The organism is Nocardia gamkensis NBRC 108242 (genome assembly GCF_001612985.1).
GTDB lineage: Bacteria > Actinomycetota > Actinomycetes > Mycobacteriales > Mycobacteriaceae > Nocardia > Nocardia gamkensis.
In genome coordinates this window covers 178,827-202,366 of the sequence record NZ_BDBM01000010.1, presented here as the reverse complement: position 1 = coordinate 202,366, position 23,540 = coordinate 178,827, and the positions used below count along the sequence as shown (strand labels likewise).

The following is a 23,540-nucleotide window of genomic DNA, read 5'->3' as shown; positions in this document are numbered from 1 at the left end:
TGGGTCCGCACCCTGCTGCACTCGGTCTTCGATCAAGCCGACCCCGAATCGGTTGCTGCCCGATATGATCGGATGCTCGACGCCCTGACCGAGAAACTGCCGAGAGTCGCCGCTCATCTCGACGGCGCACGTGCTGTTCTGCTCGCGTTCACCGCCTTTCCCAAACAGATCTGGCGCCAGATCTGGTCCAACAACCCCCAAGAACGGTTGAACAAAGAGATCCGCCGCCGCACCGACGTCGTCGGCATATTCCCCGACCGCACCGCGATCATCCGCCTCGTCGGAGCAGTACTGGCAGAACAACACGATGAATGGATCGAAGGCCGCCGCTACCTCGGACTCGACGTCCTGGCCCGCTCCCGCGGGCTGACCGACACCGACGAACAGGAGGAAACCACCCCAGCCGCCCTCACCGCCTGACGCACAACCGGATCAGGCAGTGACCGCCCAATACACCACGCCCCCGGACTTGACCCGGCGGTCCGGTTATCTGCCCCGGTTGCGGAGCCGAGTCCGCACGGGTGCATGGGTACTACCTGCGTACGGTGGCGGACGTGCCGCTCGACGGCCGCCCTGTGGTCCTGCGGGTGCGTGTCCGGCGGTTGGTTTTCCCAACCATGGGCTGCCGCAGTACGTTTCGTGAGCAGGTGCCGGGTGTTCTGGAGCGTAATCAGCGGCGCACCGCCCGGTTGACCGGCCAGGTCCGGTCGGTTGTGCGGGAGCTGGCCCGGCGGGCCGGCGTCCGGCTGCTGGCGGCGCTGCCGGTCAGGTTGTCGCGGCAAACCGCGATCCGCGTCCTACTGCGCATTCCGCTGCCGCCGCGGCTGGTGCCGAAGGCGGTCGGCGTCGACGATTTCGCGTTGCGCCGCCGGCGCCGGTATTCGACCGTCGTGGTCGACGCCGAGACCCACGCTCGTATCGACGTGCTGCCCGATCGCAAGGCCGACACCCTCGCCGACTGGCTGCGCGAGCACTCCGGCGTCGAGATCGTCGCGCGGGACGGGTCGACCACCTACGCCCAGGCCGTGCGTCGGGCGCTGCCAGCAGCGATCCAAGTGTCGGATGCGGTGGCATCTTTGGCACGGCCTGGCCCAAGCCAAGCGCGACGTTCTCGTCACCGCGCTGCGGGGCGCGGAACCGATCATCGACCCCGTCTTGGATATCGGCGCGGGCAGCGGCCTGTCCACCGTTACCATCGCCGACACTGTGTCCGGGATCGACATCCACGCCGTGGAACCCTCTGCTGGAATGCGAGCGGCGCTCGTCTCCCGGCTCCTGGCCCATCCGGGCGCGGCGCAGCGGGTCACCGTCCACGCCGATCGGGTGGAGAACGTCCCGCTCCCCGACCGGATCGGCGCAGCAGTCCTGATGGGTGTCATCGGCTATCTCGATTACGAGGCGCGCCAGACGTTCTGGGCCCAGCTGCGGCCCCGCCTCACGTCGACCGCACCGGTCGTCGTTGAATACATGGCCTTGACGACCCCCATGCCCGTGCCCCGGATGACCATCGCCCAACAGCGGATCGGGACGCGGGACGCCGAGGTCCGCATCTCCGGTGAACCGGAGAGCAGCGACTGCCAGCACTGGACCATGCGCTATGTGGTGCGCGAGGGCGATCGGGTGATCCGCGATTTCACCGCTGAACACGTCTGGCGCACAGTCGGTCACGACGATCTGGCCCGAGATTCCGAATAACACGCATTGACCTGCGAGCAGGTTACTCCCGTGATCAGCGTCCTGCGTCCAGTCGGCAGCAGCTGAGAGGAGATTGGCGGGTGCACATTCTCTGACTAAGGTCAGAGAAGTGGGCGAGATGCAGATCGATCAGGTACGACGTTTCAACCGCACCGTCACCGAATGCGTGGGTGTGCTCCACGACCGCTATTTGGGCCTGGATCGCCCCATCGGTGAAGCGCGACTGCTGTGGGAGATCGGAGACCACGGCCGGGATGTGCGATGGTTGCGGGCGCGGTTGAGACTCGATTCCGGCTATGCGAGCCGGCTACTGCGCTCCATGCAAGCCGATGGCCTGATCACCGTAGAACCACAACCCGAAGACCGACGGGTCCGCACAGTTCGGCTCACCCCCACCGGTCGCGCTGAGCGCGCCCTGCTCGATCGGCGCAGCGACGATCTGGCCGGTCACCTGCTCGAAGCACTAAACCCCGCTCAGCGCACCAGGCTGGTGAGCGCCATGGCCGAGGTGGAGCGACTGTTGACTGCCACCATGGTCAGCCTGGACCCGGTCGATCCCGATCACCCTGACGCCGAATACTGTCTCCGGTCCTATTACAACGAACTGCAGACGCTCTTCCAGACCGGCTTCGATCCAGCGCGGAGCCAGCTACCCGATGCCGGCGAATTGCGCCCACCGCAAGGTCTTTTCCTGGTTGCTCGACTCCACGGTGAGCCGGTGGGGTGCGCCGGACTGAAATGCCCCACCAGCGCGCCCCCCGAAATCAAACGCATGTGGGTTGCGCCCCATGTGCGCAACCTCGGCCTCGGCCGCAGATTCCTCACCGAACTCGAAAGACGTGCCTCCCAGCGGGGGTACGACACCTTGCGCCTGGACACCAACAAAGCGCTGAAGGCTGCCATCAACCTCTACCATTCCTGCGGCTTCGAGGAAGTCGCAGCCTTCAACAAGGAGGTTTACGCGCATCACTGGCTCGAGAAGAGGATCACCCCATCCCCGTCCGAATAAGGACCTCGAATCGAACGACCGCGCTGCTGCGACTCTGCAAGCAGCACAGTGTGGTCGTAGTGCGACATCAGCACGTCCCGCGCGGCGGTCAGGTTATCCTGCCCGGCGGCGAGCTGATGTAGGCGCAGGAACACCGTCGCCGCCTGGCCTGGCCCTGATCCGCTGGGCGCGGTCGCTGCCAGCGTCGTCCGCCCGCTCCCACACCAACCGCAACGACGACCTGCTCAGGTTGGCCGGATCGCTGAAATTCGGGCACACCACCGCGTCGCTTCTGGTCGGCAAGCCGTCCGCGTCGGGGCGACAGAACTCCCTTGCCGCAGCGTTGAAGGAGTACGGGCCTTGCGCAGAACGGTCTACGCCGCGAAATACTTGTCGGATCCCGACTATCGGCGCCGGATCGCCCGCCAGCTCCCCTCCGGACACGAAAAAACGCGCATTTAGTGCATCTATGCACTGGATGCGCGTTTTTTATACCTTCGGGTGGCCTTTTCGCACCTGTTCGGTGCGTTCCTGCCCTGATCTAGGGCATGGATGCCCTATTCGCGTGGTCGAAGTCGAGTCCGGACACGTGTGGGCAATCGGGAAGCTGTCGTCGGCATCCGGCCTGCTCGGGGATGGGGCGGACCGAGGTTTGTATCGGTCGACCAGGCTGTCGAGCGCCTGGATGCTGGAAGGAACGCTGCCCGTCGGAGGCTGCACTGTGGGGTATTCATCATCCGATGATCTCGGCCAACGAGGAGACGTGTGAACTGGCCAGTCGATTCTGGAATGTTCGGTGGCGCGAGCTCGAAGGGGTCCGGTCCCGTCGCTGCCCATCAGCCTGTGTTCCGTCCGTTCCGCAAGCCGGGGCCACCCGCTGTGCCCGAGCACGCCCAGGCGATGTACTACTCGGTCACCACTATCGGCGGCAACGGGCGTCTATCGGACAGCTCGCCACTGAAAAAGCTTGGCTGGGAACCAAATCAGGCTCTTGCGATCGAGACGACCGATGGGGTGATCGTCGTGACCGAGTGCCGTGACGGCGCTTATGCGGTGACATCCCAACATCATCTGCACCTGCCCGCCGAGGTCCGCCGCTCGTTCCGCATCCAGGCCGGGGACCGGCTACTGGCTGTCGCCGCACCCGAGCAACGGCTCCTGGCGCTGTACCCTCCCGATCATGAAGCGCATTCGGGCTCACGTGGGGCCTTTCAGCCCTCCTCTTCGGTTCCCGGCGGGGTGCAGTACGCCTGGCTGGCGCGGAGCATGGCCTTGTAGAGGGCGTGGGGCTCGGGCGGGTCGGGCAGCGGGCCTCGGGCGGGGGCCTCGAAGGACTGCAGCATCAGGGCGACGACGCGTTTCCAGGCGTCGGGAGCGGCGTCGCCGGTGGCATTGACGACACCGGCGTTGGCCATGTGCACCAACACCAGGTCCTCGGGGGTGAAGTCCGCACGCAGGCGCCCTGTGGCCTTGGCGCGGCCGATGAGCTCAACTGCACCCTCGTACGCCTGGTTTCGACGCTCCTCCAAGGCCTTGGCTGTGGGAAAGGTCATGGTCAGCACATCAGCGAAGCCGTAGTCGGAGGCCTGCATCGCGCAGACGGTTTCGATGAACCCCGCGAGACCGTGCCAGGGGTCGGGGTCGTCGAGGGCGACGCCGACGGCGTCGACGTAGGCGTCCATCCGGTCGGCGAAGACCGCGGCGACCAGTTCCTCCTTCGTCGGGTATCGGCGGAACAGGGTGGCGATTCCCACCCCCGCCTCGCGGGCGACAGAAGCCATGGAAGCGTTCAGGCCGTCACGCCTGAACACCGTGCGCGCGGCAGCGGCGATCCGCGCGCGGTTGCGCTCGGCATCGCTGCGCAGAGGCTGGGCGGCAGGGTAATCGCCAGGGCGAGCGCGATCGTTCATAACAGTTAGCCTACCGAACCGGAATGACCTATCCATTTCTGGTGTTACAGTAGATGCGAGGAACCGGATAGGGCTATCCAGATAAGACTGCTGCCGAGCCGGAGTGCCCTATCCATATCGGACTGATCTCGATGCCGAGGAGGTGGTGATCATGCGTGCTGCGACGTTCGAGCAAGTAGTCGGCAGTCCGCAGACGAGGGGACCGTCATGATCCGGTCCAACCCGGCCACCGGCACCCGGACGGCCCTCGCCGCCCAGGTCGCCGCCGGTGCCCTCACGGTGCCGGTGAACGCCGAGTTCGGCTTCGAGCGTGGCACCGAGGTATTCGCCGCGTTAGGTGGCGGCGCCCTCGGCAAGATCGCGATCACCCTCGCCTGATCCACCCGTACCCCAAGCCCTCTGTAACGCAAAGGATTTCCACCATGCCCAGCATTGCCATCGTCGGAGCCGGTCCCGGAATGGGCTTGGCCATCGCCCGCACCTTCGGCTCCCGCGGCTACGACGTCGCTCTCGTCGCCCGCAACCGGGCCAAACTCGACGACCTCGTGGGCCGACTCACCGCCGAGGGCATCACCGCCGCCGCGTTCCCGGCGGACGTGCTCGACCGCGACGCGCTGACTCAGGCGCTGAAGGACGCCGCCGCCCGCTTCGGCGGCATCGACGTCCTGGAGTACTCACCGGCTCCGAGCATCGAGTCCATGACCCTCACCGCCCCGTCCCAGACCAGCCCGTCCGATGTGGAGGAACTGATGGGCTTCAACCTCTACGGTGCCATCACCGCCACTCAGGCTGTTCTCCCCGCTATGCGTGAAGCCGGCGCGGGCACCCTGCTGTTCACCAACGGTGGCGGCTCCATCGATCCCCAGCCGATGCTCGGCAACGTCAACGCCGCCCAGGCGGCGCTGCGCAACTGGGTGCTCAACCTGCACAAGGAGCTGGCCGGCACCGGTATCCAGGCCGCCCACGTCGGCATCGGCGTGTGGATCGGCGGCGGTGGCCCTCCCGGGGCCCCGACCGCCGAGGCCGAGGACATCGCCCCCCTCTACTGGGACCTGCACACCCAGCGCGATCAAGCCGAGCGCATCTTCACCCTCTGACGCCTCCCGGCCCTCCCCATCGAACCCCTTCCGCCGCGGCACTCCCCGCCGCGACCCGACCGAAGAAGAAGGTTTCCGCGCTGATGAACGTGTTCCTGTGGATCCTGCAGGGCGTCCTCGCCGCACTGTTTGCAGCCGCCGGCATCATCAAGGCCACCCAGCCCCGCGAAAAGCTCATATCCCAGCTGCCGTGGGTCAGTGACGTCTCGACACCCGTGGTGCGTCTGATCGGCATAGCGGAACTCGCCGGCGCTGTCGGGCTGATTCTGCCGGGGGCATTCGACATCGCCACCGTGCTCACCCCGCTGGCCGCCACCGGCCTGGCTGTGATCATGGTCCCTGCCATGGGCCTGCACGCCCGCCGCAAGGAGCCGCAGTCAATCGGGTTCAACGCGATCCTGCTCATCGTCGCCGCGCTCATCGTGTGGGGCCGGTTCGGACCCTACGCCTTCTGACAACCTGGCCTCTCCCCCCTCATCGCATGACGGTCCGCCTGATCACCGTGGTACTCGCCGTGACCGGTCGAAACGAGCTCAGTGGCCCCACTTCGAACAGTTCGGCTGGCTACACCGGCCTCGATCGCGAAATCGGCGCACAGGTGATTCGGTCCCACCGGCGGACCTCGTGAACGTCGATGCCTGGGCCCCCGGCCCCGTGCAACTGGTACTTGCAGCCGCCGGCGAACGATGAGCGGCGGTCACGCTCCTGCAGCAGGGGCGACATCGGGCCAACGAGGGGTGTTCCTGCAGCGAAACGACCTAGCCAGACGACGAAGGACAAAGTAATGCGCACCGCACTCATCACTGGATCCGGCAGACGAGAGGGGCTGGGGTTCGAAACCGCCCGGCAACTGGGTGCCCAAGGATTCCACGTCATCCTGTCCGCTCGGCGGCTCGAACAGGTGAAGCCCCTCGCCGCGGAACTCACCGGCCAGGGCATCGCCGCGTCCACCGTCCAGCTGGACCTGCTCGACCCCGCCAGTGCGGCGGCAGCCAAGTCCCAGGTCGAGACGCAGTTCGGGAAGCTGGAGGTCCTGGTGAACAACGCCGCAATGCTCGTGGGCCCCGCCGACGTAGCGGACAAGGACATGGACGAGCTGCTTCTCGAGTTCCAGACCAATGTGGTCGGCACATGGAGCGTCACTCAGCAGTTCCTTCCCCTCCTCGTCACCAGCGGCCACGGCAGAATCGTCAACGTCTCCAGCGGCGCAGGGTCGTTCTGGGACCCAGACCACGGACTGGTCAACTTCCCCGGATTCACGATGGCCCGATTCGGCGACATGCCGATACCCTCCTACGCCCTGACCAAGGCGGCACTCAACGGACTCACGATCAAGATGGCGAAGGAGCTCGAGCGAGACAACATCCTCGTCAACTCCGTCTGCCCCGGAATGACTGCCACGCACCCCGGCCCAGAAGGGTTTGCCCGCCCCGTCGCCGACAGCGCCAAAGGCATCGTCTGGGCCGCCACCCTCCCCGACGGCGGTCCCACCGGCCTCTTCTTCCGGGACGGCAAGCAACTGCCCTGGTGACAGCCATCGCGACCGCGTACGACCCGACCGTTCAACTTCGGGTATGAGAAGTGGATGTGCAGGAAGTTCCCAGGGAGATTGATCTTGAACCCCGTCAGATCTTTACACAGCCCGCCGTGGTGAGTGCGTCGATCTGGGAGTCATCCTTCTGTCCGCGTATCCGAACCGAGCCATGAAACCGGGGTGTAGTTGCTAGTCGGGTCGTGGGGGCACGGTCGATTCGATGAGTCTGGTCATCGCGATGCGGACGTCGTCCAGGGGTTGGATAGATCGGGCACCGCGGCTTTGAGCTATCGCTCCCTCGACCGCGCTGACAAGCATGCTCGCGACGGGTTTCGCGGCTGTGGGGTCCGCGCCGGCGGAGGTCAGGGCGTCGGCGATTTTGTCGATCCAGGACGCGAAGGTCGCGGCGGAGGCTGCTTGCACGGCAGGTTCGTTCGGGCCGGCCTGTGCGGCGGCCATGATGGGGCAGCCCATCGCGTAGTTGCTGCCGGTGAGGACCTGTTGCCAGTAGTCGATCATCGCCTCGATCCCGGCAGCCGGAGGATGCATGGCCAGCAGTTCGTCCAGCAGCGCGTTGATGGTGCGCCCGGCCGCGTAGGTGGCCTGCTCCATCAACTCGCTCTTGCCGCCGGGGAAGTGCTGGTAGATCGATTGGCGCGCGGTGTGGCTGTGTGCGAGCAGATCGGTCAGTCCTGTCGCGTGCACGCCGCGCTCACACATCAGGGCGATCGCGCTGAGCAGTAGTCGCTCGCGGGGCCCTTTCTCCTTCACCTGGGTCTCCGTCACACGGCCCATCATAGACCGACCGGTCTATGTTGGTGTAACCTCTCGTACCGCATAGACCAGTCGGTCTATGCGGGCTCGAATCGAGGCGAAGGGTTTCATGCGACATGCAGGACTGGGACGCGATCGTCGTCGGCAGCGGAATGGGCGGCATGACCGCGGCCGCGTATCTGGCCGCGGCCGGGCGCCGCACACTCGTGCTGGAACAGGGCGATGTACTGGGCGGGTGCACACATGTGTTCCGCCGCAAGGGTTACGAGTTCGAAGTGGGTGTGCACTATCTCGGAGACTGCGGGCGTCCCGAGGGCAACATCCCCACGATCCTGCGCGGTGTGGGCGCGGACAAGCACATCGAGTTCCGTGAGATCGACCCGGACGGGTTCGACGTGCTGGCGTTCCCGTCGGTGACGTTCAAGGTCCCTCGTGGCTGGAATACTTACCGCGACAGGCTGATCGAAACTTTCCCTGACGATGCCGCGGCACTGCGCCGGTATGTGCGTGTCATTCGCAAGCTCGCCGACGCGGTGGACCGTGCCACCACGCCGGCCTCCACGCGCGGCATGGCCACCATGGCGCTGCGCGCGGGGTGGGCGGCGCCGTTGGCGATGTTGCCGCTGTCGCGACTGCTGGATCTGTGTGGAGTCGGTCCCGCGCCGCGCCCGGTGCTGTGCGGACAGACCCCCGCCTACGCCGCACCCGCGAACCGCGCGCCGGCGATCGTGCAAGCCGGATTCCTGAAGAACTACGTCGAGGGCGGCGCCTACTTCCCGGTCGGTGGGGGACAGGTACTTTCGGCCACCCTCGCCGAGGTCGTCCGTGCCAACGGCGGCGATTTCCGCCTCAACGCCCGAGTCCGCGAAATCCTCGTGGACGACGGCCGCGTGCGCGGGGTCGCGCTCGCCGACGGTGAGGTCATCACCGCATCGGTCGTGGTGTCCAACGCCGACCTCAAACGCACCTACCTCGAAATGCTCGACCCGGCCGTGATGTCCCCGCTCAAGCGCAAGCTGGTCGCGAGCTACTCGATGGCGTGGCCGCTGTTCAACACCTACCTCGGTCTGGATGTCGATCTGTCGAAAACCATGACCAGCAGCCAGATCTGGAAGTTCCGCGCCGACGCGGACTTCGGGCCCATGCAGAAAGCCATCAGCTGGGAGCGCGCCGGACGCAACTGTGAGCGCTGGCTCGAGATCCTGCGCGAGAACGCCGGGGCGATGATCCACATCGCCACCAACAAGGATCAGGACACCGCCCTCGCCCCGGCCGGGCATTCGATCATCGAGATCATGACCTACCTGCCGCCGGACCACGACCTGTGGGGACTGGGCGCGGACGGCCCGGTCGAAGGCGCGAAATACCGCGACAACCCGAACTATCTGGCGGTCAAGGACGCGGTCACCGAGATCATGATCGACCTTGCCGCCGATGTCATCCCGGACCTGCGCGAACACATCGTGTGGCAGGAGGCGGGCACGCCGATCACCCAGGAGCGCTACACCCACTCCAGCGGAGGCGGCTCCTACGGCATCGAGATGAACCTGCGCCAGATCGGGCCTTTGCGCCCGTCCCCCAAGACCGAAATTCCGGGGCTGTTCCTGGCCGGGGCGAGCATGGGCTGGGGTCCGGGCGTGGAGGGGGTCATGTTGTCCGGCGTCGGAGCCGCCGGTGCGGTACTGCGCCGCAACCTGTTCGCCGAGATCCGCAACGGCCGTGTATTCGGCGCCGCCGACCAACTCCCCGCACACGACAAGGGATGGGATCCGCTGGCCGTCGCCACTGACACCACGCTGCGCGGTCAGAAGGCCCGCGTCACGAACAAGAGCAACTGACCGTATACCGAGGGCCGCGGCGGCCGAACTCGAATTCGGCCGCAGGCACCGATGGAGGAATCTCACATGACGCGATCGAACGCCCAGGCTCGTGCGAGCCGCACCGGCAGACGCAACTCGGCCAACGCGGACTTCGCGACGCTTTCGGGTGAGGACAGCGTGATACGTCGATACGTCGATGCCTCCGACGGCGTACGGCTGGCGGTGCAGGTGCGCGGCAACGCCGACGCACCAACGGTGCTGTGCGTGCACGGGTTTCCCGATGATCACCGAGTCTGGGACGGAGTGGCGGACGAACTCGTACCGACGTTGCGCGTGGTCACATTCGATGTGCGAGGTTCGGGTGCGTCCGCAAAACCACGACGGATCAGGGACTATCGCCTCGATCAGCTCGCCGACGACATCGGCCGGGTCATCGACGCGGTCTCGCCGGGGCAGCCGGTGCATCTCCTGGGACACGACTGGGGCTCGGTGCAGGCCTGGCACGCCGCCACCGCGCCGGAACACCGGCACCGCATAGCGTCACTGACCTCGGTGTCGGGGCCGTGCCTCGATCACGTGCCCTACTGGATCCGGTCCCGGCTCGCCGCGGGCGCCCGTGGCTGGAAAGACCTGGCGGGACAGTGGAAATCACCGCTCTACATGGGATTCTTCCAAATCCCCTGGATCGCCCCACTGGCTTGCCGACTGGGTCTGGTCGACGGCACGATCGCGCTGGCCGCGCACTTCGAAACAGGCTCCCGCCCCACCCACGGCCCGGCGCGCCGTGCCCGCGACAATCGCGGCGGTCTGAAGATCTACACCGCGAACTTGCTCCCGCGTCTGCTGCGCCCGCAGCAACGTCACACCGACATACCAGTACAAGTCTTGGCCCCTCGGCGAGACATCTTCATCACCCCCGCAAGCCAAATCGACATCAGCCGCTGGGCAGTCGATTCACAAGTCCACCATGTCGAGGGTGGGCACTGGGTGCCGGCATTCAACCCGGCCGTCATCGCCGACCGCGTCCGTTCCTTCCTCACCGAGAGCGCGCGGCCGAATCAGATTGGAGAAGTATGATGACCACTCACGACACCGACAAAGTCGCCCTCGCCGCCCGCAACGTGTCCTGGGACTGGACCGGGCTACCGATGCACTACTTCGACTCCGACGCGTTCGCCACTCACTACGCGAACGGGATGAACATGCTCCTGCCGGAGGGCGAGGTGTTCTTCGTCGATGTCTTTCGGCAAGTACTGCCGCTGATCCAAGACGAGGCTGTGCGTGAGGACGTGATCGGGTTCATCGGCCAGGAAGCCACGCACTCCTCCTCACACCAATCACTGCTCATACACCTCAATTCCATTGGACTCGATACAGATCCGTTCATCGCGCAGATCCAGTGGTTCTTTCGACATCTGCTCGGGGATCGCAACCTGGCCGGCCGCCGAGCCCATTCCTGGCTGCTGGAACGTGTCGCCATCGTGGCGGCCCTGGAACACTTCACCTCCTACCTCGGGGACTGGGGACTCAACGCCCGCGCCTGGGATGACGCCCTCGACCCGCAAGTGCTCGACCTGTTCCGGTGGCACCTGGCCGAGGAGGTCGAACACCGGCATGTCGCGTTCGACCTCTTCACCCACCTCGACGGCGGCTACCCGCGCCGAGTGCGCGCGTGGTTGATCTCCGCGCCCACACTCGCGATTCTGTGGGCCCGCGGCATCCGATACCTGATGTCCGTCGATCCCGAACTCGACCCGAAAGATCGGCGCATCCGGTTCCGTGACGTGCGACGCGCCTGGCGCAAGGGCCTGATGCCGAGCCCGTGGAGCCTGGCCAGGATGTTCGTCGAGTACTTCCGGCCCGGCTACCACCCTTCCCACTACGGTTCGACCAGCCAAGCAGTCGCCTACCTCGCCTCCTCTCCCGCCGCGCGCGCCGCAGCCTGAACCCGTCATCGCACTGGAGTCCGCTCATGACCCGATTCAGCCCGCCGCCGGTCCCGCCCTCGCTGCGCCGACCAGGCAACCCCGACCGACTGATGTCGGGGTTGCGTGGCGCGGTACGTGGATACGCCGCCCTGTTCACCCGGGTACCCATCCCCGATCCCACCCCGATCGATCGAGAGCTGCGCCTCGTCGTGGCGGAAAACCGCGTGGAGGCCGAGGGAGTGTCGAGCCTGCGTCTGGAATCCGCGGACGGATCCGCTCTGCCGTCGTGGGATCCGGGCGCGCACATCGATCTGACGCTGCCATCAGGGAAGGTTCGGCAGTACTCGCTCTGCGGCGATCCCGCCGAGAGCGGAAGCTACCGGGTCGCGGTCCGCCGGATACCCGACGGCGGCGGCGCCTCGATCGAGATCCACGATCGACTGCCCTCCGGTGCAACGGTCACCGTGCGCGGCCCCCGAAACGCCTTTCCCTTCGCCTACCCGCACCTGGCGCGGGCGGACATCTCCCGGGTCGTGTTCATCGCCGCGGGCATCGGCATCACCCCGATCCTGCCCATGGTGCGTGCCGCGGCCGCAGCGGGTGTCGACTGGCACCTGACCTACCTCGGTCGTAGCGCCCAGTCTCTGGCCTTCCTCGGCGAGATCGATGCGATCAACTCCGATGCGGGCCGGGTTCGGATCTTGACCGGCACACGCCCCACCCCCGCCGAGCTGTTGGCACATGCCGGTCCCGGCACCTCCGTCTACTTCTGCGGACCGCCCGGACTCCTGTCCGGTATCCGCACCGAGTTCGATCACACAGGTGCGGCCGGTTTGCATTTCGAGAGGTTCGGCCCCGAACCGGTCGTCGGTGGAGCGCCGTTCGAGATCCGCCTGGCCCGCACCGCCGAGATCGTCCCTGTCCCGGCCGATAGATCAGCCCTCGACGCCGTGCGGGAGACGCTGCCCGACGTGCCTTACTCCTGCCGGCAAGGCTTTTGCGGCACCTGCCGAGTGCGGGTCCTCGCCGGCGAGGTCGACCGCCGTGGACGATCGGCCTTCCTCGATGAATCGGACACGATGCTCATCTGCACCGACCGTGCGCAAGCAGCCGCGATCACCATCGACCTGTGACTCTTCTCGAGAGTCGAGCGAGCTGAATCGATCAACCGGTCGACCCGGCCCGTGGTTCGCCGGCTCGATCCGCTCAGCGCCCTGCGTCGAGGTAGTCAAAACAGAGTGTCGCGAATACGCAGCGGACGGTAGCCAGTGGGCCCGAGCTGGGCGAGCTCGGCATCGACGTCGACCTCGATCGCGCCGAAAAAGTTGATGTTCTCGCTGTGGGCAGGCGAGATATGTGCCAGAACGTCGTCGTCGATGCGCCGCCCTTGTCGGCGCATCTGTTCGACGGCGAGCCCGTAATACTCTGTGGTCCACAGCGTATCTGGGGTAAAAATTTGAATTTCGCCTGTTTCGCCTGGTAGTTCGCTTGCGGTCGCGTCCGCGACAGATGGTCGACTCATCGATGTGCGGTGCGCCAGGCGTCCCAGATCTCAGGTCGGAACTCGCCGCGGTCGGGGACGGTGAAGTTGCTGGCGCGGGCCCAGGCGCGCACTTCGGCGGTGGACGGCTCAGGCGCTGTGGGTGCCTGGTCGAGGTCGGTGGCGCCGATGTCAGGTGCGATTCCGGCGACGGTCGCGTGTTCTGCCTGTGCCCAGGTGGGGCGGCTCCGAGGAACCGGTAGATCCATTCCTCGGCCAGTTGCCGGGTCTCGCAGAACACCAAAGGGACGTTCGGCCAGCGGATTTGCAGTTCCGCGAGCCCATCGGCGATCACGGCGGGCCGGACGCGGTCGAGCTTGGACAACGCCGAGTATCGGTCCTCGACCACGACAGCGGCGCGCGGTAGCGCGGCGAGGTCGGCGATCGCGTAGCGGAGTTTGCCGCCGGTGAGGCTGGACACGAGGTCGGCCAGCGACTTGCGTTCGACGCTGGCGATCAGTCGGCCCGGTCGCCAGCCATCGCAGCCGCGACATCCCGATCTGCTGGCCCTGCGACCGATCCGCTGGCCACGAGGTCTCCGGTATGTGCTGTTCTTGCTTGGTCGCTGAACACCACTACCGGAGACCTCACCGCGTCGAATCACCGGCACCCGTACTCGATCAACACCTTCCGAGTCACCGCTCCGGCCCGCGCACCGACACTTCGCAACTGTTGATCGCCGGTCAGGTCCTCAGCTGGACGCGCGCGAAGGGACCCGGGAACCGATGAGGTCCAGAGCGTTGTCGCGCATCACCTTTCGCGTGTCCTCGTAGGAGAACTCGGGGAACTGCGGGATGTCGGCGGTGAAGGTGGTCGGGTCGGCGAGGCCCTCGCCGTGCGGCCAATCCGAGCCGAACAGGATCTTGTCGACGCCGATGGTCTCGGCGAGCAGCTTGACGTCGTCCTCGTAGTATGGCGCGATCCAGACGTTGTTCCGCAGCTGCTCCACCGGGTCCTCCTTGAAGTGGTAGGGCGCGGTGTTGGCGGCCTTCTTCAAACGCTTGATCAAGCGGTAGACGAAGTAGGAGCCGTTCTCGATGCTGGCCACCTTCAGGGTGGGGTGCCGCGTGAACACCTGGTGCACGATCATCGAGGCGATGGTGTCGTGAATGGCGCGGTCGTCGAGCAGGATCTGATCGAGCGGATCCTTCTTGCCGAAGCCCTCGAAGGTCCCCTTGCCGCCCCACAGCGCGGCGATGGCGAGGTATCCGCTGTCGGACAGGTGGAAGCCCACCGGCACGCCCGCTTCGGCCAGCCGCGCCCACACCGGATCGTGCAGCGGATCACCGAGGGACCGCGGACGGACCGGACCGGGGACGGGCGCGGGGCGGACCAGCACCATCTTGGCTCCACGCCCGAGCACGAACTCCACCTCCTCGACCGCCGCGACCGGGTCGGCCAGAGAGATGATCGGCGCGGCGATGATGCGCTTGTCGGGCCGATCGAAACCCCAGTCCTCATCGAGCCAGAGATTGAACGCGTGCACCGAGGCGATCGTGGCCGGGATGTCGTGCTTGAGGGCTTCCTCGACACCACAGCCGAAGGTCGGCAGCATGAAGACCGTCTCCAGGCTCTGCCGGTCCATGACTCGCACGCGGGCGTCGCGATTCTGATATTCCGGGTGGTCGGCGAGCCGGTCCACTTTCATCAACGACGCCGGGTCCACGCCCTCGGGAATCTCGCCGCGGAACAGCAGATCCAGGCAGCCCGGCTCGATGATCGGGTCGAAGGTCGGGTTCGGAACGAAGTGGTTGACCTGCCCACCCATCACCGCCAACGTGCGCTTGCCCGCGGTGACCATCTGCACGCCCCGGCTCTTGAACTCCTTCGGCAGATGACGGGTGAACGCGTCGAGCGTTTCGTAGTAGTGGTTGTCGACGTCGACTGCCAGATAGTCCAGCTTCGTCATTTCCTGTTCCTTTCGGTACACACTGTCCGAATTCGGTCCGCGTGGCGAGGCGGCGGAGTGCTCGGACTGCGACATCGCCGCGGAGGCCTCCGGGCAGACCACGCCAAGCCTTGCAAGTATTACTTACTGTATACCTTTCGGTATTACTTTCCGCCAGTGTGGCGCACCCGTCAGGACGATGCACACTTCCAGCACCGGGCAGGACGCAGGGCGGAACAGTCGCACGACGACTACTTCGCGATGAATTTGGTGGCGTCGAGAAGCAGGACGACCCGGTCGTAGACGTCGTCGGGCAGCGGCTCGTCGGCCGCGTCGTAGAACTCGCTCAACTCCCGATAGAACACGCCCTCGGGGTCGCCGAGGACAGTGACCAGCCATCCCTGCGTCTCCAGACTCCGGGACGGCACATCGGGGTCGGTGATGAGGAAGGAGTAATTCGGATTCGCCTGCAAGCTCGTGAACTTGCCTCGCGGGATCGTATGACTCATCCGCAGCCGCGCCCCGTCCCATTTGAAGCGCATCGGCGACTGGTCCGGAGACCCGTGCGGGGTCACGGTGGCGAGAATGCCGACAATGGGCCGCTGAAGCAGATCCTCGAATCCGGCGGGCACTTTCGAGATCATGACTGACTCCACCATTGGTTCGCAGTGAGACTTACCGAGGCCATACCGGCCGGAGTCACCCGCCGAGCCGATCGGGCACCGCAGCACCCTTTCGGCACGGCATCGACGACCGGCGATCGGCCGGATCCACAAGAGCGGTCGGTAGGCAGGGGCTGGGCGATCCGTCCGCATACGAAGACCTTCACTGCGTCACACCCGACCTTTCCTCGAAGAACCTGACCGCTCGACATGAATCCACGACCACGCACACTTCGTCCTCCGCGGAAGGGGCGATGCATGGCAGTTACAGTATGCTACACGGTAACGTCCACTGTATCGAGCTGCCGTCAGTGCGGCCCAGGATATCGTCTCCGCTACTGTATGCTTGTCGAGATCTACGCTCGCCCGCTCTGCCGCAGATGAGCAGTTGCCGGATCGCGAAGGAGCCCGGGCTCGAGGTCCGTCCGCTATATCCCCCGGACCGCGCGGCCCGTCCCCTGAACGCATCCCGGCGGCATCACGTCATGCCGCAATCGCGGGCTTCGCCGGAACCTTCATCGAGTACTACGACTTCGCGTTGTACGCGTTGGCCGAACGGGCCCTGGGTGCTGCTCCGTCATCCGGCAGGCGAAACGCTCGCTGATGACGCGAGCCGCATCAGCTGCTCGGGTCACGCCTCGGGGCGACGGACGTTCCAATCGCCGGTGAAAGCCGCCTCTCGTTTCTGGGCGAAAGCCGCGTACGCCTCCGGGACATCGGCGGTGGCGAAATTGATGGCCTGGGCGCGGGACTCGCCGGCCAGCGCCTCGCGCATCGTGTGGTCGACGCCCTCGTTGAGCAGCGCTTTGGTCTGGGCGACCGCGACGGGAGGACCTGCCGCCAGCCGTTGCGCCACATCGTCTACGAAGTCGTCGATCTCCTCGTCGGACCTGATCCAGGTGAGCAGGCCGAGGTCGAGCGCCTCGGCCGCGTCGATCGTTTCGGCCAGTAGCGCCAGACGCTTGGCTTGCTGCACCCCGACCAGCTTGGGCAGCAACCAGGAACCCCCGCAGTCGAGCGAAAGCCCACGGCGGGCGAAGACCTGGGAGAACACCGCGTCCGGCGTGGCGACCACCAGATCGCATCCCAGCGCCAGATTCCATCCGGCCCCCACCGCGACGCCACGGACCTTGGCGACAGTCGGCACCGGCAGGTCGTGCAGGCGCTGGGCGACCTCCGAAATAGCTTGCAGTTTCACGAACGGCGCGGCGTACGGATCGCTGTCGACGACATCGGCACCCGAGCAGAAGGCCCCGCCCGCGCCGGTGAGGACAACCGCCCGCACGGTGGGATCGTGTGCGATCGCATCCAACGCGTCGCGCAGCGCGATCCACAGATCGATATTGATCGCGTTCTTGCGATGGGGGCGATGCAACGTCAACGTGCACACTCCGCCACGCCGCAACTGCTGCAGCACCAGATCTTCTGTCATCTCTTCGGGCTCCAATACCATCGCGTCGAAACTCCCGCCATCAGGGCCGGATCTACAGGAACAGATCCACGGTGAGCGGCTCCGCTCCCGGGACCGCCCGATACCGGTCCAGCTCGGTGATCCCGTGCTCGGCCAGCACTTCCTCATCGATGAGGAAGTTTCCGGTCGTGCGTTCGGCCGGCGAGGTGAGCACGAGATAGGCGGCGTCAGCGCAGATGTCCGGGGTGCGCGAGGTGGCTATCCGCTTCTCACCACCGGGCCGGTTCCGGATCGCCGCCGTGGCGATCGTTGTTCGCGGCCACAGCGAGTTGACCCCGATGCCGTGGGACCGTAGTTCCTCGGCCAGGCCCAGCGTGGTCAGCGACATGCCGTATTTGGCGATGGTGTAGCCGAGATGCGCTCCGGCCCAGTGCGGTTCGAGGTTCAAGGGTGGCGACAGGGTCAGGATATGCGGGTTGCGCTCGGCCAGCGCCGAAGCCTTCAGCGCCGGGATGGAGAGCTTCGACAGCAGAAAGCTACCGCGACAATTGATGTCCTGCATCAAGTCGTAGGACTTCATCGACAGCGTCTCGGTGGACGAGAGATCGATCGCGGAAGCGTTGTTGACCACGATGTCGATCCCACCGAAGCGTTCGACCGTCCGGTCGACCGCATCCGCGACCGCCGCGTCGTCCCGCACGTCACCGACGACCTTCAGTACCGCGCCGCCGGCTCGCTCGATTTCCTCGGCCGCGGTGTGAATGGTCCCGGGCAATTTGGGATGCGGCTGATCCGTCTTCGCGATGAGCGTGATGCTCGCCCCGTCCGCGGCCGCCCGCTTGGCGATCTTGAGCCCGATACCTCGGCTGCCACCCGACATGATCATGACTCTGCCCGCGAGTGGCTCGGCGTCTTCCGGCATCAATCTGCCTTCCTGTTCGTTCGGCCCCGGATCGACCTCCCCGCCTCCGGGCGAAAGCGCACCGCAGCAGAGCATGTCCGCGACGCATCGGGGCCGAAAGCCGCACGCAGCCGCGGGCGAGGGAGGACCCAACTGCCATCTAGTTGGCATTACAGTATCATCATCGACATGATCCGCGCAGCGGCACCGCCGAGCAGCGCGAGACTACTGTAAGTATTACAGTATACCTTCTCCGCAGCCGGGCTCGCCCCGGGCCGCCGAAGGCACGCCCACGCATCGGCGATACAGCCGGGCATCGCACACTCCAGAGGGGTAGAACCCATGGCCTACGTAATCACGCAGCGTTGTTGCAACGACTCCACCTGTGTGTCCGAGTGCCCGGTCGATTGCATTCGTCCCCGTCCGGATCAGCCGGAGTTCGCGACGACCGAGATGCTCTACATCGACCCGGATACCTGCATAGATTGTGGTGCGTGCGCGGACGCGTGCCCGGTGGAGGCCATTTTCTCCGAAGACGATCTGACCGCTTCGCTGGCACGGTTCCGTGATATCAACGCCGCCTACTTCCAGCGGCATCCGCTGCAATCGGACTTCGGGCCGACCACGAGGCCGACACGTCCGCCCGCGGATCTGGGCACGTTGCGGGTCGCGATCGTCGGGGCGGGTCCGGCGGCGTGTTACGCCGCCGACGAGCTCCTACGGCGTTGCGATGTGGAAGTCGAGATGTTCGACCGGTTACCGACACCCTGGGGTCTGGTCCGCGCGGGTGTGGCCCCGGATCATCCGGAAACCAAGGCAGTGTCGCGGTTGTTCGAGTCGGCGTTCGGCCGCGATGCGTTGCGATGCCACCTCAATGTCGAGGTAGGATCCCACATTTCTCATGAGCAATTGCTGGCTCACCACCACGCCGTGCTCTACGCGGTCGGCGCGTCGAGTGACCGCAGGATGGGTGTGCCCGGGGAGGATCTGCCCGGCTCGCATTCGGCGACGGAGTTCGTCGCTTGGTACAACGGTCATCCCGACTACGCCGAGCGGGTGTTCGATCTGTCGGGTGAGCGTGCGGTGATCGTCGGCAACGGCAACGTCGCCCTGGACGTGGCGCGGATACTCACCGTGGAGCCCGACGAGCTGGCCGAGTCCGATATCGCCGATCACGCGCTCGAGGCACTGCGCCACAGCAATATTCGGGAGGTCGTCGTCCTGGGACGGCGTGGGCCGTTGCAGGCCGCTTACACCAGCCCGGAGTTCCTCGCGCTGCGGTATCTGGAGGGCGTCGACGTGATCGTCGACGAAGCCGATCTGCGACTCGACCACGTCGGCCGTGCTCTGCTCGATGATCCCGAAATCGAACCGTCACAGAAGTTGAAGTACACCTTGGCCGAGGAATACTCCCGCGGTCGCCGCGATTCGGGCAACAAGCGCGTCGTGTTCCGCTACCTGACCTCCCCCACCGCGGTGCGCGGCGGTGAGAAGGTCGAATCGGTCGAACTCGTGCACAACGAACTGGTCGAACAAGATGGGCGACTCCTCGCACGCGCCACCGACCGCACCGAAACCCTCGACACCGGCTTGGTGTTGCGCTCGATCGGCTACAAGGGCGCCGCAGTGGCGGATCTGCCGTTCGATGAACACCGCGGCGTGGTGCCCAACGAACACGGCCGCGTCATCGGCGCTGATGGCGCCACGGCGCGGGGGGTGTATGTCAGCGGCTGGATCAAACGCGGACCTCGCGGCGTCATCGGAACCAATCGCGTCGACTCCGCGGAAACCGTCGAAAACCTCATCGCCGACTTCATCGCAGGCCGACTCACCGCCCCGACCGGCGACCGGGCCGCACTCGAGACCCTGATCGGCCGGCGCCAACCCGACCGCGTCGACCGTGACGGCTGGAAAGCCATCGACCAGGCCGAGAAGATCGCCGGTAAGGCGGGCGGCAGATCCAGGGTCAAATTCACCACCCGCGAAGCCTTGCTGGCGGCCGCGACGGCCGGGGCGGCCGACACCGGGTCCTGAACCGGGACCGCCGCTGCGAAGTTCGCAGCGGCGGTCATCCGGCTTCCGCGGTGCCGGGATGCGACGTGTCGCGCCACCCGCAGGGCAGGGCGCAGGTGACAAAGGTGGTCGTCTCGACGCGGCCGTCGTCGAACGTCCTTGTGATCACCCATGCCTGTGCCGGATAGCGACAGCGTGGACACTTCTCGAAATATTCGAGGCTGTCGCGAACCGAGACATGAGTCGGCCCGCCGACGGCCCCCGGTCTGGGGGCGTCGGCGGGCCGTGTGGACGAACCGTCCTCCCACCAGCGTGCCGCACGTTCACCACGCGCGGACACCTCCGGTCCGGGCCGCGCGTCACGGTTGTGCCATAGCGGTTCCGCTGTCGGCTCGATGCCGCCCATCCGATCCCTCGGCGAGCGGATACCTTCGCCACCTCGTTGTCCCGCCTGATCCTGCCGGCCGGAGCGCGGCAGAATCACGCTCACTTCGGCTGGAAGCGCTGTCCACCGTCGAGGCGCACGACTTCACCATTGAGGTACGGGTTCTCGAGCAGATGCTGTGCCAGGAACGCGTACTCCGCGGGTGCGCCCAGCCGCTTGGGGAAAGGAACCGACGCGGCGAACTGACCGAGCTTCTCTTCACCGAGGAAGTCCATGATCGGAGTGTGCATGGTTCCCGGCGCGATGCTGTTCAACCGGATGCCGACCGCGGCGAGATCACGGGCGCCGGTCAGGGTCAGCCCGATCACGCCGCCTTTGGCCGCCGCGTACGCCGACTGACCGATCTGACCCTCGTACCCGGCGATGGAACTGGTCATGACGATCGCGCCGCGTTCGCCGTTGTCCTTCGGTTCCAGCTTCGCGACCTTGGCCGCGGTGAGACGGAGCACGTTGTAGGTACCCGTCAGGTACAGCGCGATCGTATCGGTGAAACCCTTCAACGTGTGCGGGCTGCCGTCGCGATTGACGACCTTCTCCAGCACGCCGAAGCCACCGTGGGCGATCACCGCGTAGCGCAGCGTGCCCAGCTCGTCCGCCTTCGCGAAGGCGTTCTCGATCGTAGCGTCGTCGAGCACGTCGGTACGCACGTAGACGGCCTTGTTGCCCAGCTCGTCGGCCAGGGCGTTGCCCTTCTCGTCATTGACATCGGCGATGACGACGGCGGCACCCTCGGCATGCAGCCTGCGCACCGTCGCGTCACCCAGGCCACCGGCACCACCGGTCACCAGAACTACTTCACCTTCGAACGACACTGCGTCTCCTTACTTTTAGGGTTGATGACGGAGCGGATGTGGGCGCGTGGCCTCACTTACCCGTCCACTCGGGGGGTCGTTTCTCCGCGAATGCCTTCGCGCCTTCCTGGGCGTCCTGGGTAGCGAAGACCGGGGCGATCAGTTCCAACTGCTTCTGCCACATCTCCTCGGCGCTCCACTCACTCGCCTTGACGATCACCTCCTTGGTCACCGCGACGGCGATCGGTCCGTTGGCGGTGATCCGGTCGGCGAGCGCCAGCGCCCGGTCGAGCGCCTCCCCCGGTTCGGCGAGATCGTTCACGAAACCCCAAGCCGCGGCGTCCTCGGCCGTGAAATCCGCACCGGTGAGGGAGAGTTCGAGCGCCTTCTGGTACGGAATGCGCTTCGGCAGCCGCAACAGCGCGCCGCCGCCCGCGACCAGGCCGCGTTTGACCTCGGGGATGCCGAACCGCGCGGTCTTGGCGGCTACGACCAAATCGGTGGCCAGGACCAGTTCGGTGCCGCCCGCCAGGGCGTACCCCTCGACGGCGGCGATGATCGGCTTGGCGGGGGGTTTCTCGGTGAATCCGAGACCGCGACCGGCGACGTACGGGTACTCCCCCGCCGCGAATGCCTTCAGATCCATTCCGGCGCTGAAGTTCCCGCCGCTGCCGGTGAGGACCGCGACGGACAGCTCAGGGCTCGCGTCGAGTTCATCGACCGCATCGGCCAATCCCTGGCTGACCGCGAGATTGATCGCGTTGCGCGCGTCGGGCCGGTTGATCGTGATCACCAGTGTTCGTCCGCGGCGTTCCAGCTGCACTTCGTCCGACACGGATAGCTCCATTCACTGTTCGAAATAGGTTTACAGAAAGTTTTTCAGTACATGCCGCGCTGCGCCGGGGGCCGAGTACGACGGCACCCGGCGCAGCGCGCGCTGAGCGATGTGCGATCAGACTTCGATGACGAGCGCTCCACCCATGCCGCCACCCGCACACATCGCCGACACGCCGATGCCGCCACCACGGCGCCGGAGTTCGTAGATCAAGGTCGCCACCTGGCGCGCTCCCGAGGCCGAGATGGGATGGCCGAGACTGCACCCGCTCCCGGAGAAGTTCACCTTCTCCTCGTCGATGCCGTGGGCCCGGCACGCGGCGATCGGCACCGAGGCGAACGCCTCGTTGATCTCCCACAACGCCACATCACTGACCTTCAGGCCGGCCCGGTCGAGCACCTTGCCGATGACGTGCGACGCCGCGATCCCGTTGTCCACCGGAGTCACGCCGACGTTGGCCCAAGCTCGTACCGTCGCCAGCACCTCGAGGCCCGCGCCCGCGGCATAGTCGTCGGCGGCAACCGTCACCGCGGCGGCGGCGTCGTTGATGCCACTGCTGTTGCCCGCGGTGATCGAGAAGCCCTCGATCTCGGGATGCAGGACGGGCAGCGCCGCCAGTCGCTCTGCGGTCGTGTCGCGGCGAGGGTGTTCGTCCACCGCGAAATCGATCACCGACCCGTCGGCCTGCGCGACCTTCAGCGGCAGGATCTCGTCGACGAACTTCCCCTCCTCGATCGCGGCGACGGCGCGCTGATGCGACCGCAGCGCCCAGTCGTCCATCGCCTGACGGCTGATGCCTACCTTCTTCGCCGTGTTCCAGCCGACGGTGATCGACATGTCGGTGGTGGGCGCGTCCGGTGTCTCGGGATGCGACGGCGGGATCCAGGGCTCCCTGAACTCCAGTTCAGGCCCGGATCCCGGCACTCGCCACTTCATGAGGGGCGCGGTGGACAGCGATTGCACGCCGCCCGCGACGATCACCCGCTCCATGCCGGTGCCGATGTGCGCGGACGCGTTGGCGATCGCGGTAAGGCTGCCCGCACACTGCCGGTTGACCGCTTGGCCGGGCACATTCTCCATGCCGGCGGCCACCGCGGCGTGCCGCGCCAGATCGCCGCCGCCGTAGTTCAGTTCGGCGAAGATGACGTCGTCTATTTCCGACGGATCGATACCGGACCTGCGGACCGCCTCGGTCAGGATCTCGATCGCGAGCGTCTCCGACGCCACGTTGGTGAGGGCGCCCTTGAAGGAGCGTCCGATCGCGGTTCGGACCGCGCTGACAATGACGGGTTTGGACATATCTCTCAA

The 23,540-nt window shown here is 66.1% G+C and carries 22 protein-coding genes and 4 pseudogenes; 15 read left to right on the top strand and 11 right to left on the bottom strand.

All coding sequences use genetic code 11. From position 1 onward, the window contains the following. The 6 genes and pseudogenes from NG1_RS11960 to NG1_RS36630 form a co-directional block, all read left to right on the top strand. Positions 1-420 (top strand): transposase (locus NG1_RS11960; protein ID WP_174554911.1); only part of this gene is annotated, 420 nt, incomplete at its 5' end. Positions 421-491: 71 nt separating this feature from the next. Further along, a pseudogene (locus NG1_RS37830) lies at positions 492-1,093 on the top strand (ISL3 family transposase); the annotation flags it as partial. Further along, positions 1,087-1,695 (top strand): class I SAM-dependent methyltransferase, encoded by a 609-nt coding sequence (locus tag NG1_RS37825; RefSeq protein ID WP_210750091.1) that lies wholly within the window; start codon positions 1,087-1,089, stop codon positions 1,693-1,695. The pseudogene NG1_RS37830 and the gene NG1_RS37825, both read left to right, overlap by 7 nt. A 118-nt stretch (positions 1,696-1,813) precedes the next feature. Beyond that, the gene (locus NG1_RS11945; RefSeq protein WP_062970128.1) at positions 1,814-2,704 is read left to right on the top strand and encodes a bifunctional helix-turn-helix transcriptional regulator/GNAT family N-acetyltransferase; all 891 of its coding nucleotides are present in this window, start codon (positions 1,814-1,816) and stop codon (positions 2,702-2,704) included. 211 nt (positions 2,705-2,915) lie between these two features. After that, positions 2,916-3,124, top strand: a pseudogene (locus tag NG1_RS39030) (Tn3 family transposase); the annotation flags it as partial. Between the two features lie 324 nt (positions 3,125-3,448). After that, positions 3,449-3,961, top strand: coding sequence for a hypothetical protein (locus NG1_RS36630; protein WP_157114000.1), 513 nt, complete (start codon positions 3,449-3,451; stop codon positions 3,959-3,961). Here NG1_RS36630 and NG1_RS11940 read toward each other — a convergent pair. After that, positions 3,895-4,593: a TetR/AcrR family transcriptional regulator gene (locus tag NG1_RS11940; RefSeq protein ID WP_062970104.1), complete on the bottom strand. Its 699-nt coding sequence runs from the start codon at positions 4,591-4,593 to the stop codon at positions 3,895-3,897. The two genes, NG1_RS36630 and NG1_RS11940, sit on opposite strands and share 67 nt — an antisense overlap. 207 nt (positions 4,594-4,800) lie before the next feature. Here NG1_RS11940 and NG1_RS36625 point away from each other — a divergent pair, with 207 nt between their 5' ends. The 4 genes from NG1_RS36625 to NG1_RS11925 all read left to right on the top strand — a co-directional run bounded on the left by NG1_RS36625 (position 4,801) and on the right by NG1_RS11925 (position 7,221). Further along, positions 4,801-4,971 carry a hypothetical protein gene (locus NG1_RS36625; RefSeq protein ID WP_157113999.1) on the top strand — a complete coding sequence of 57 codons (171 nt, stop codon included), beginning with the start codon at positions 4,801-4,803 and terminating at the stop codon, positions 4,969-4,971. A gap of 44 nt (positions 4,972-5,015) precedes the next feature. Then, entirely contained in the window at positions 5,016-5,690 is a 675-nt protein-coding gene (locus tag NG1_RS11935; RefSeq protein WP_062970103.1) for an SDR family NAD(P)-dependent oxidoreductase, read from the top strand. Positions 5,691-5,773: 83 nt separating this feature from the next. Then, entirely contained in the window at positions 5,774-6,145 is a 372-nt protein-coding gene (locus NG1_RS11930; RefSeq protein ID WP_062970102.1) for a DoxX family protein, read from the top strand. Positions 6,146-6,474: 329 nt separating this feature from the next. Then, on the top strand, positions 6,475-7,221 hold the full coding sequence (locus NG1_RS11925) for an SDR family NAD(P)-dependent oxidoreductase (RefSeq protein WP_062970101.1): 747 nt from the start codon (positions 6,475-6,477) through the stop codon (positions 7,219-7,221). Positions 7,222-7,413: 192 nt separating this feature from the next. Here NG1_RS11925 and NG1_RS11920 read toward each other — a convergent pair whose 3' ends face one another. Continuing rightward, on the bottom strand, positions 7,414-8,010 hold the full coding sequence (locus NG1_RS11920; protein WP_168434076.1) for a TetR/AcrR family transcriptional regulator: 597 nt from the start codon (positions 8,008-8,010) through the stop codon (positions 7,414-7,416). A gap of 104 nt (positions 8,011-8,114) precedes the next feature. On the opposite strand from NG1_RS11920, the gene NG1_RS11915 reads away from it, so the two are divergent. From NG1_RS11915 to NG1_RS11900, 4 genes are all read left to right on the top strand, one after another. Then, positions 8,115-9,836 carry a phytoene desaturase family protein gene (locus NG1_RS11915; protein ID WP_062970099.1) on the top strand — a complete coding sequence of 574 codons (1,722 nt, stop codon included), beginning with the start codon at positions 8,115-8,117 and terminating at the stop codon, positions 9,834-9,836. A 66-nt stretch (positions 9,837-9,902) separates the two neighbouring features. Next, positions 9,903-10,895 carry an alpha/beta fold hydrolase gene (locus NG1_RS11910; protein ID WP_084498857.1) on the top strand — a complete coding sequence of 331 codons (993 nt, stop codon included), beginning with the start codon at positions 9,903-9,905 and terminating at the stop codon, positions 10,893-10,895. Next, the gene (locus NG1_RS11905; RefSeq protein ID WP_157113998.1) at positions 10,895-11,764 is read left to right on the top strand and encodes a metal-dependent hydrolase; all 870 of its coding nucleotides are present in this window, start codon (positions 10,895-10,897) and stop codon (positions 11,762-11,764) included. The genes NG1_RS11910 and NG1_RS11905 overlap by 1 nt, the downstream gene beginning before the upstream one ends. 26 nt (positions 11,765-11,790) lie before the next feature. Beyond that, positions 11,791-12,879, top strand: coding sequence for a PDR/VanB family oxidoreductase (locus NG1_RS11900; protein WP_062970097.1), 1,089 nt, complete (start codon positions 11,791-11,793; stop codon positions 12,877-12,879). 95 nt (positions 12,880-12,974) lie between these two features. On the opposite strand, the pseudogene NG1_RS35435 reads toward NG1_RS11900, so the two are convergent. The 6 genes and pseudogenes from NG1_RS35435 to NG1_RS11875 all read right to left on the bottom strand — a co-directional run. Then, positions 12,975-13,181: pseudogene (locus NG1_RS35435) on the bottom strand (Tn3 family transposase); the annotation flags it as partial. 83 nt (positions 13,182-13,264) lie between these two features. After that, positions 13,265-13,752: pseudogene (locus tag NG1_RS11895) on the bottom strand (ERCC4 domain-containing protein); the annotation flags it as partial. A gap of 225 nt (positions 13,753-13,977) precedes the next feature. After that, positions 13,978-15,195, bottom strand: a complete 1,218-nt coding sequence (locus tag NG1_RS11890) for an amidohydrolase family protein (RefSeq protein ID WP_062970126.1) — start codon at positions 15,193-15,195, stop codon at positions 13,978-13,980. A 230-nt stretch (positions 15,196-15,425) separates the two neighbouring features. After that, positions 15,426-15,818 (bottom strand): pyridoxamine 5'-phosphate oxidase family protein, encoded by a 393-nt coding sequence (locus tag NG1_RS11885; protein ID WP_062970096.1) that lies wholly within the window; start codon positions 15,816-15,818, stop codon positions 15,426-15,428. A 649-nt stretch (positions 15,819-16,467) separates the two neighbouring features. Next, the gene (locus NG1_RS11880) at positions 16,468-17,268 is read right to left on the bottom strand and encodes an enoyl-CoA hydratase/isomerase family protein (RefSeq protein ID WP_062970125.1); all 801 of its coding nucleotides are present in this window, start codon (positions 17,266-17,268) and stop codon (positions 16,468-16,470) included. Between the two features lie 52 nt (positions 17,269-17,320). Then, complete coding sequence (locus NG1_RS11875; protein ID WP_062970124.1) at positions 17,321-18,169, bottom strand: SDR family oxidoreductase; 849 nt, start codon at positions 18,167-18,169, stop codon at positions 17,321-17,323. Between the two features lie 321 nt (positions 18,170-18,490). On the opposite strand from NG1_RS11875, the gene NG1_RS11870 reads away from it, so the two are divergent. Beyond that, a complete protein-coding gene (locus tag NG1_RS11870; RefSeq protein WP_062970095.1) occupies positions 18,491-20,182 on the top strand; it encodes a 4Fe-4S binding protein in 1,692 nt (563 codons plus the stop codon). Between the two features lie 465 nt (positions 20,183-20,647). Here the strand turns inward: NG1_RS11870 and NG1_RS11860 are convergent, their stop codons facing one another. From NG1_RS11860 to NG1_RS11850, 3 genes are all read right to left on the bottom strand, one after another. Continuing rightward, positions 20,648-21,418 (bottom strand): SDR family NAD(P)-dependent oxidoreductase, encoded by a 771-nt coding sequence (locus NG1_RS11860; RefSeq protein WP_062970093.1) that lies wholly within the window; start codon positions 21,416-21,418, stop codon positions 20,648-20,650. Between the two features lie 52 nt (positions 21,419-21,470). Next, on the bottom strand, positions 21,471-22,232 hold the full coding sequence (locus NG1_RS11855) for a crotonase/enoyl-CoA hydratase family protein (RefSeq protein WP_062970123.1): 762 nt from the start codon (positions 22,230-22,232) through the stop codon (positions 21,471-21,473). Between the two features lie 117 nt (positions 22,233-22,349). Then, on the bottom strand, positions 22,350-23,531 hold the full coding sequence (locus tag NG1_RS11850) for a thiolase family protein (protein WP_062970092.1): 1,182 nt from the start codon (positions 23,529-23,531) through the stop codon (positions 22,350-22,352). Positions 23,532-23,540: the final 9 nt, after the last annotated feature.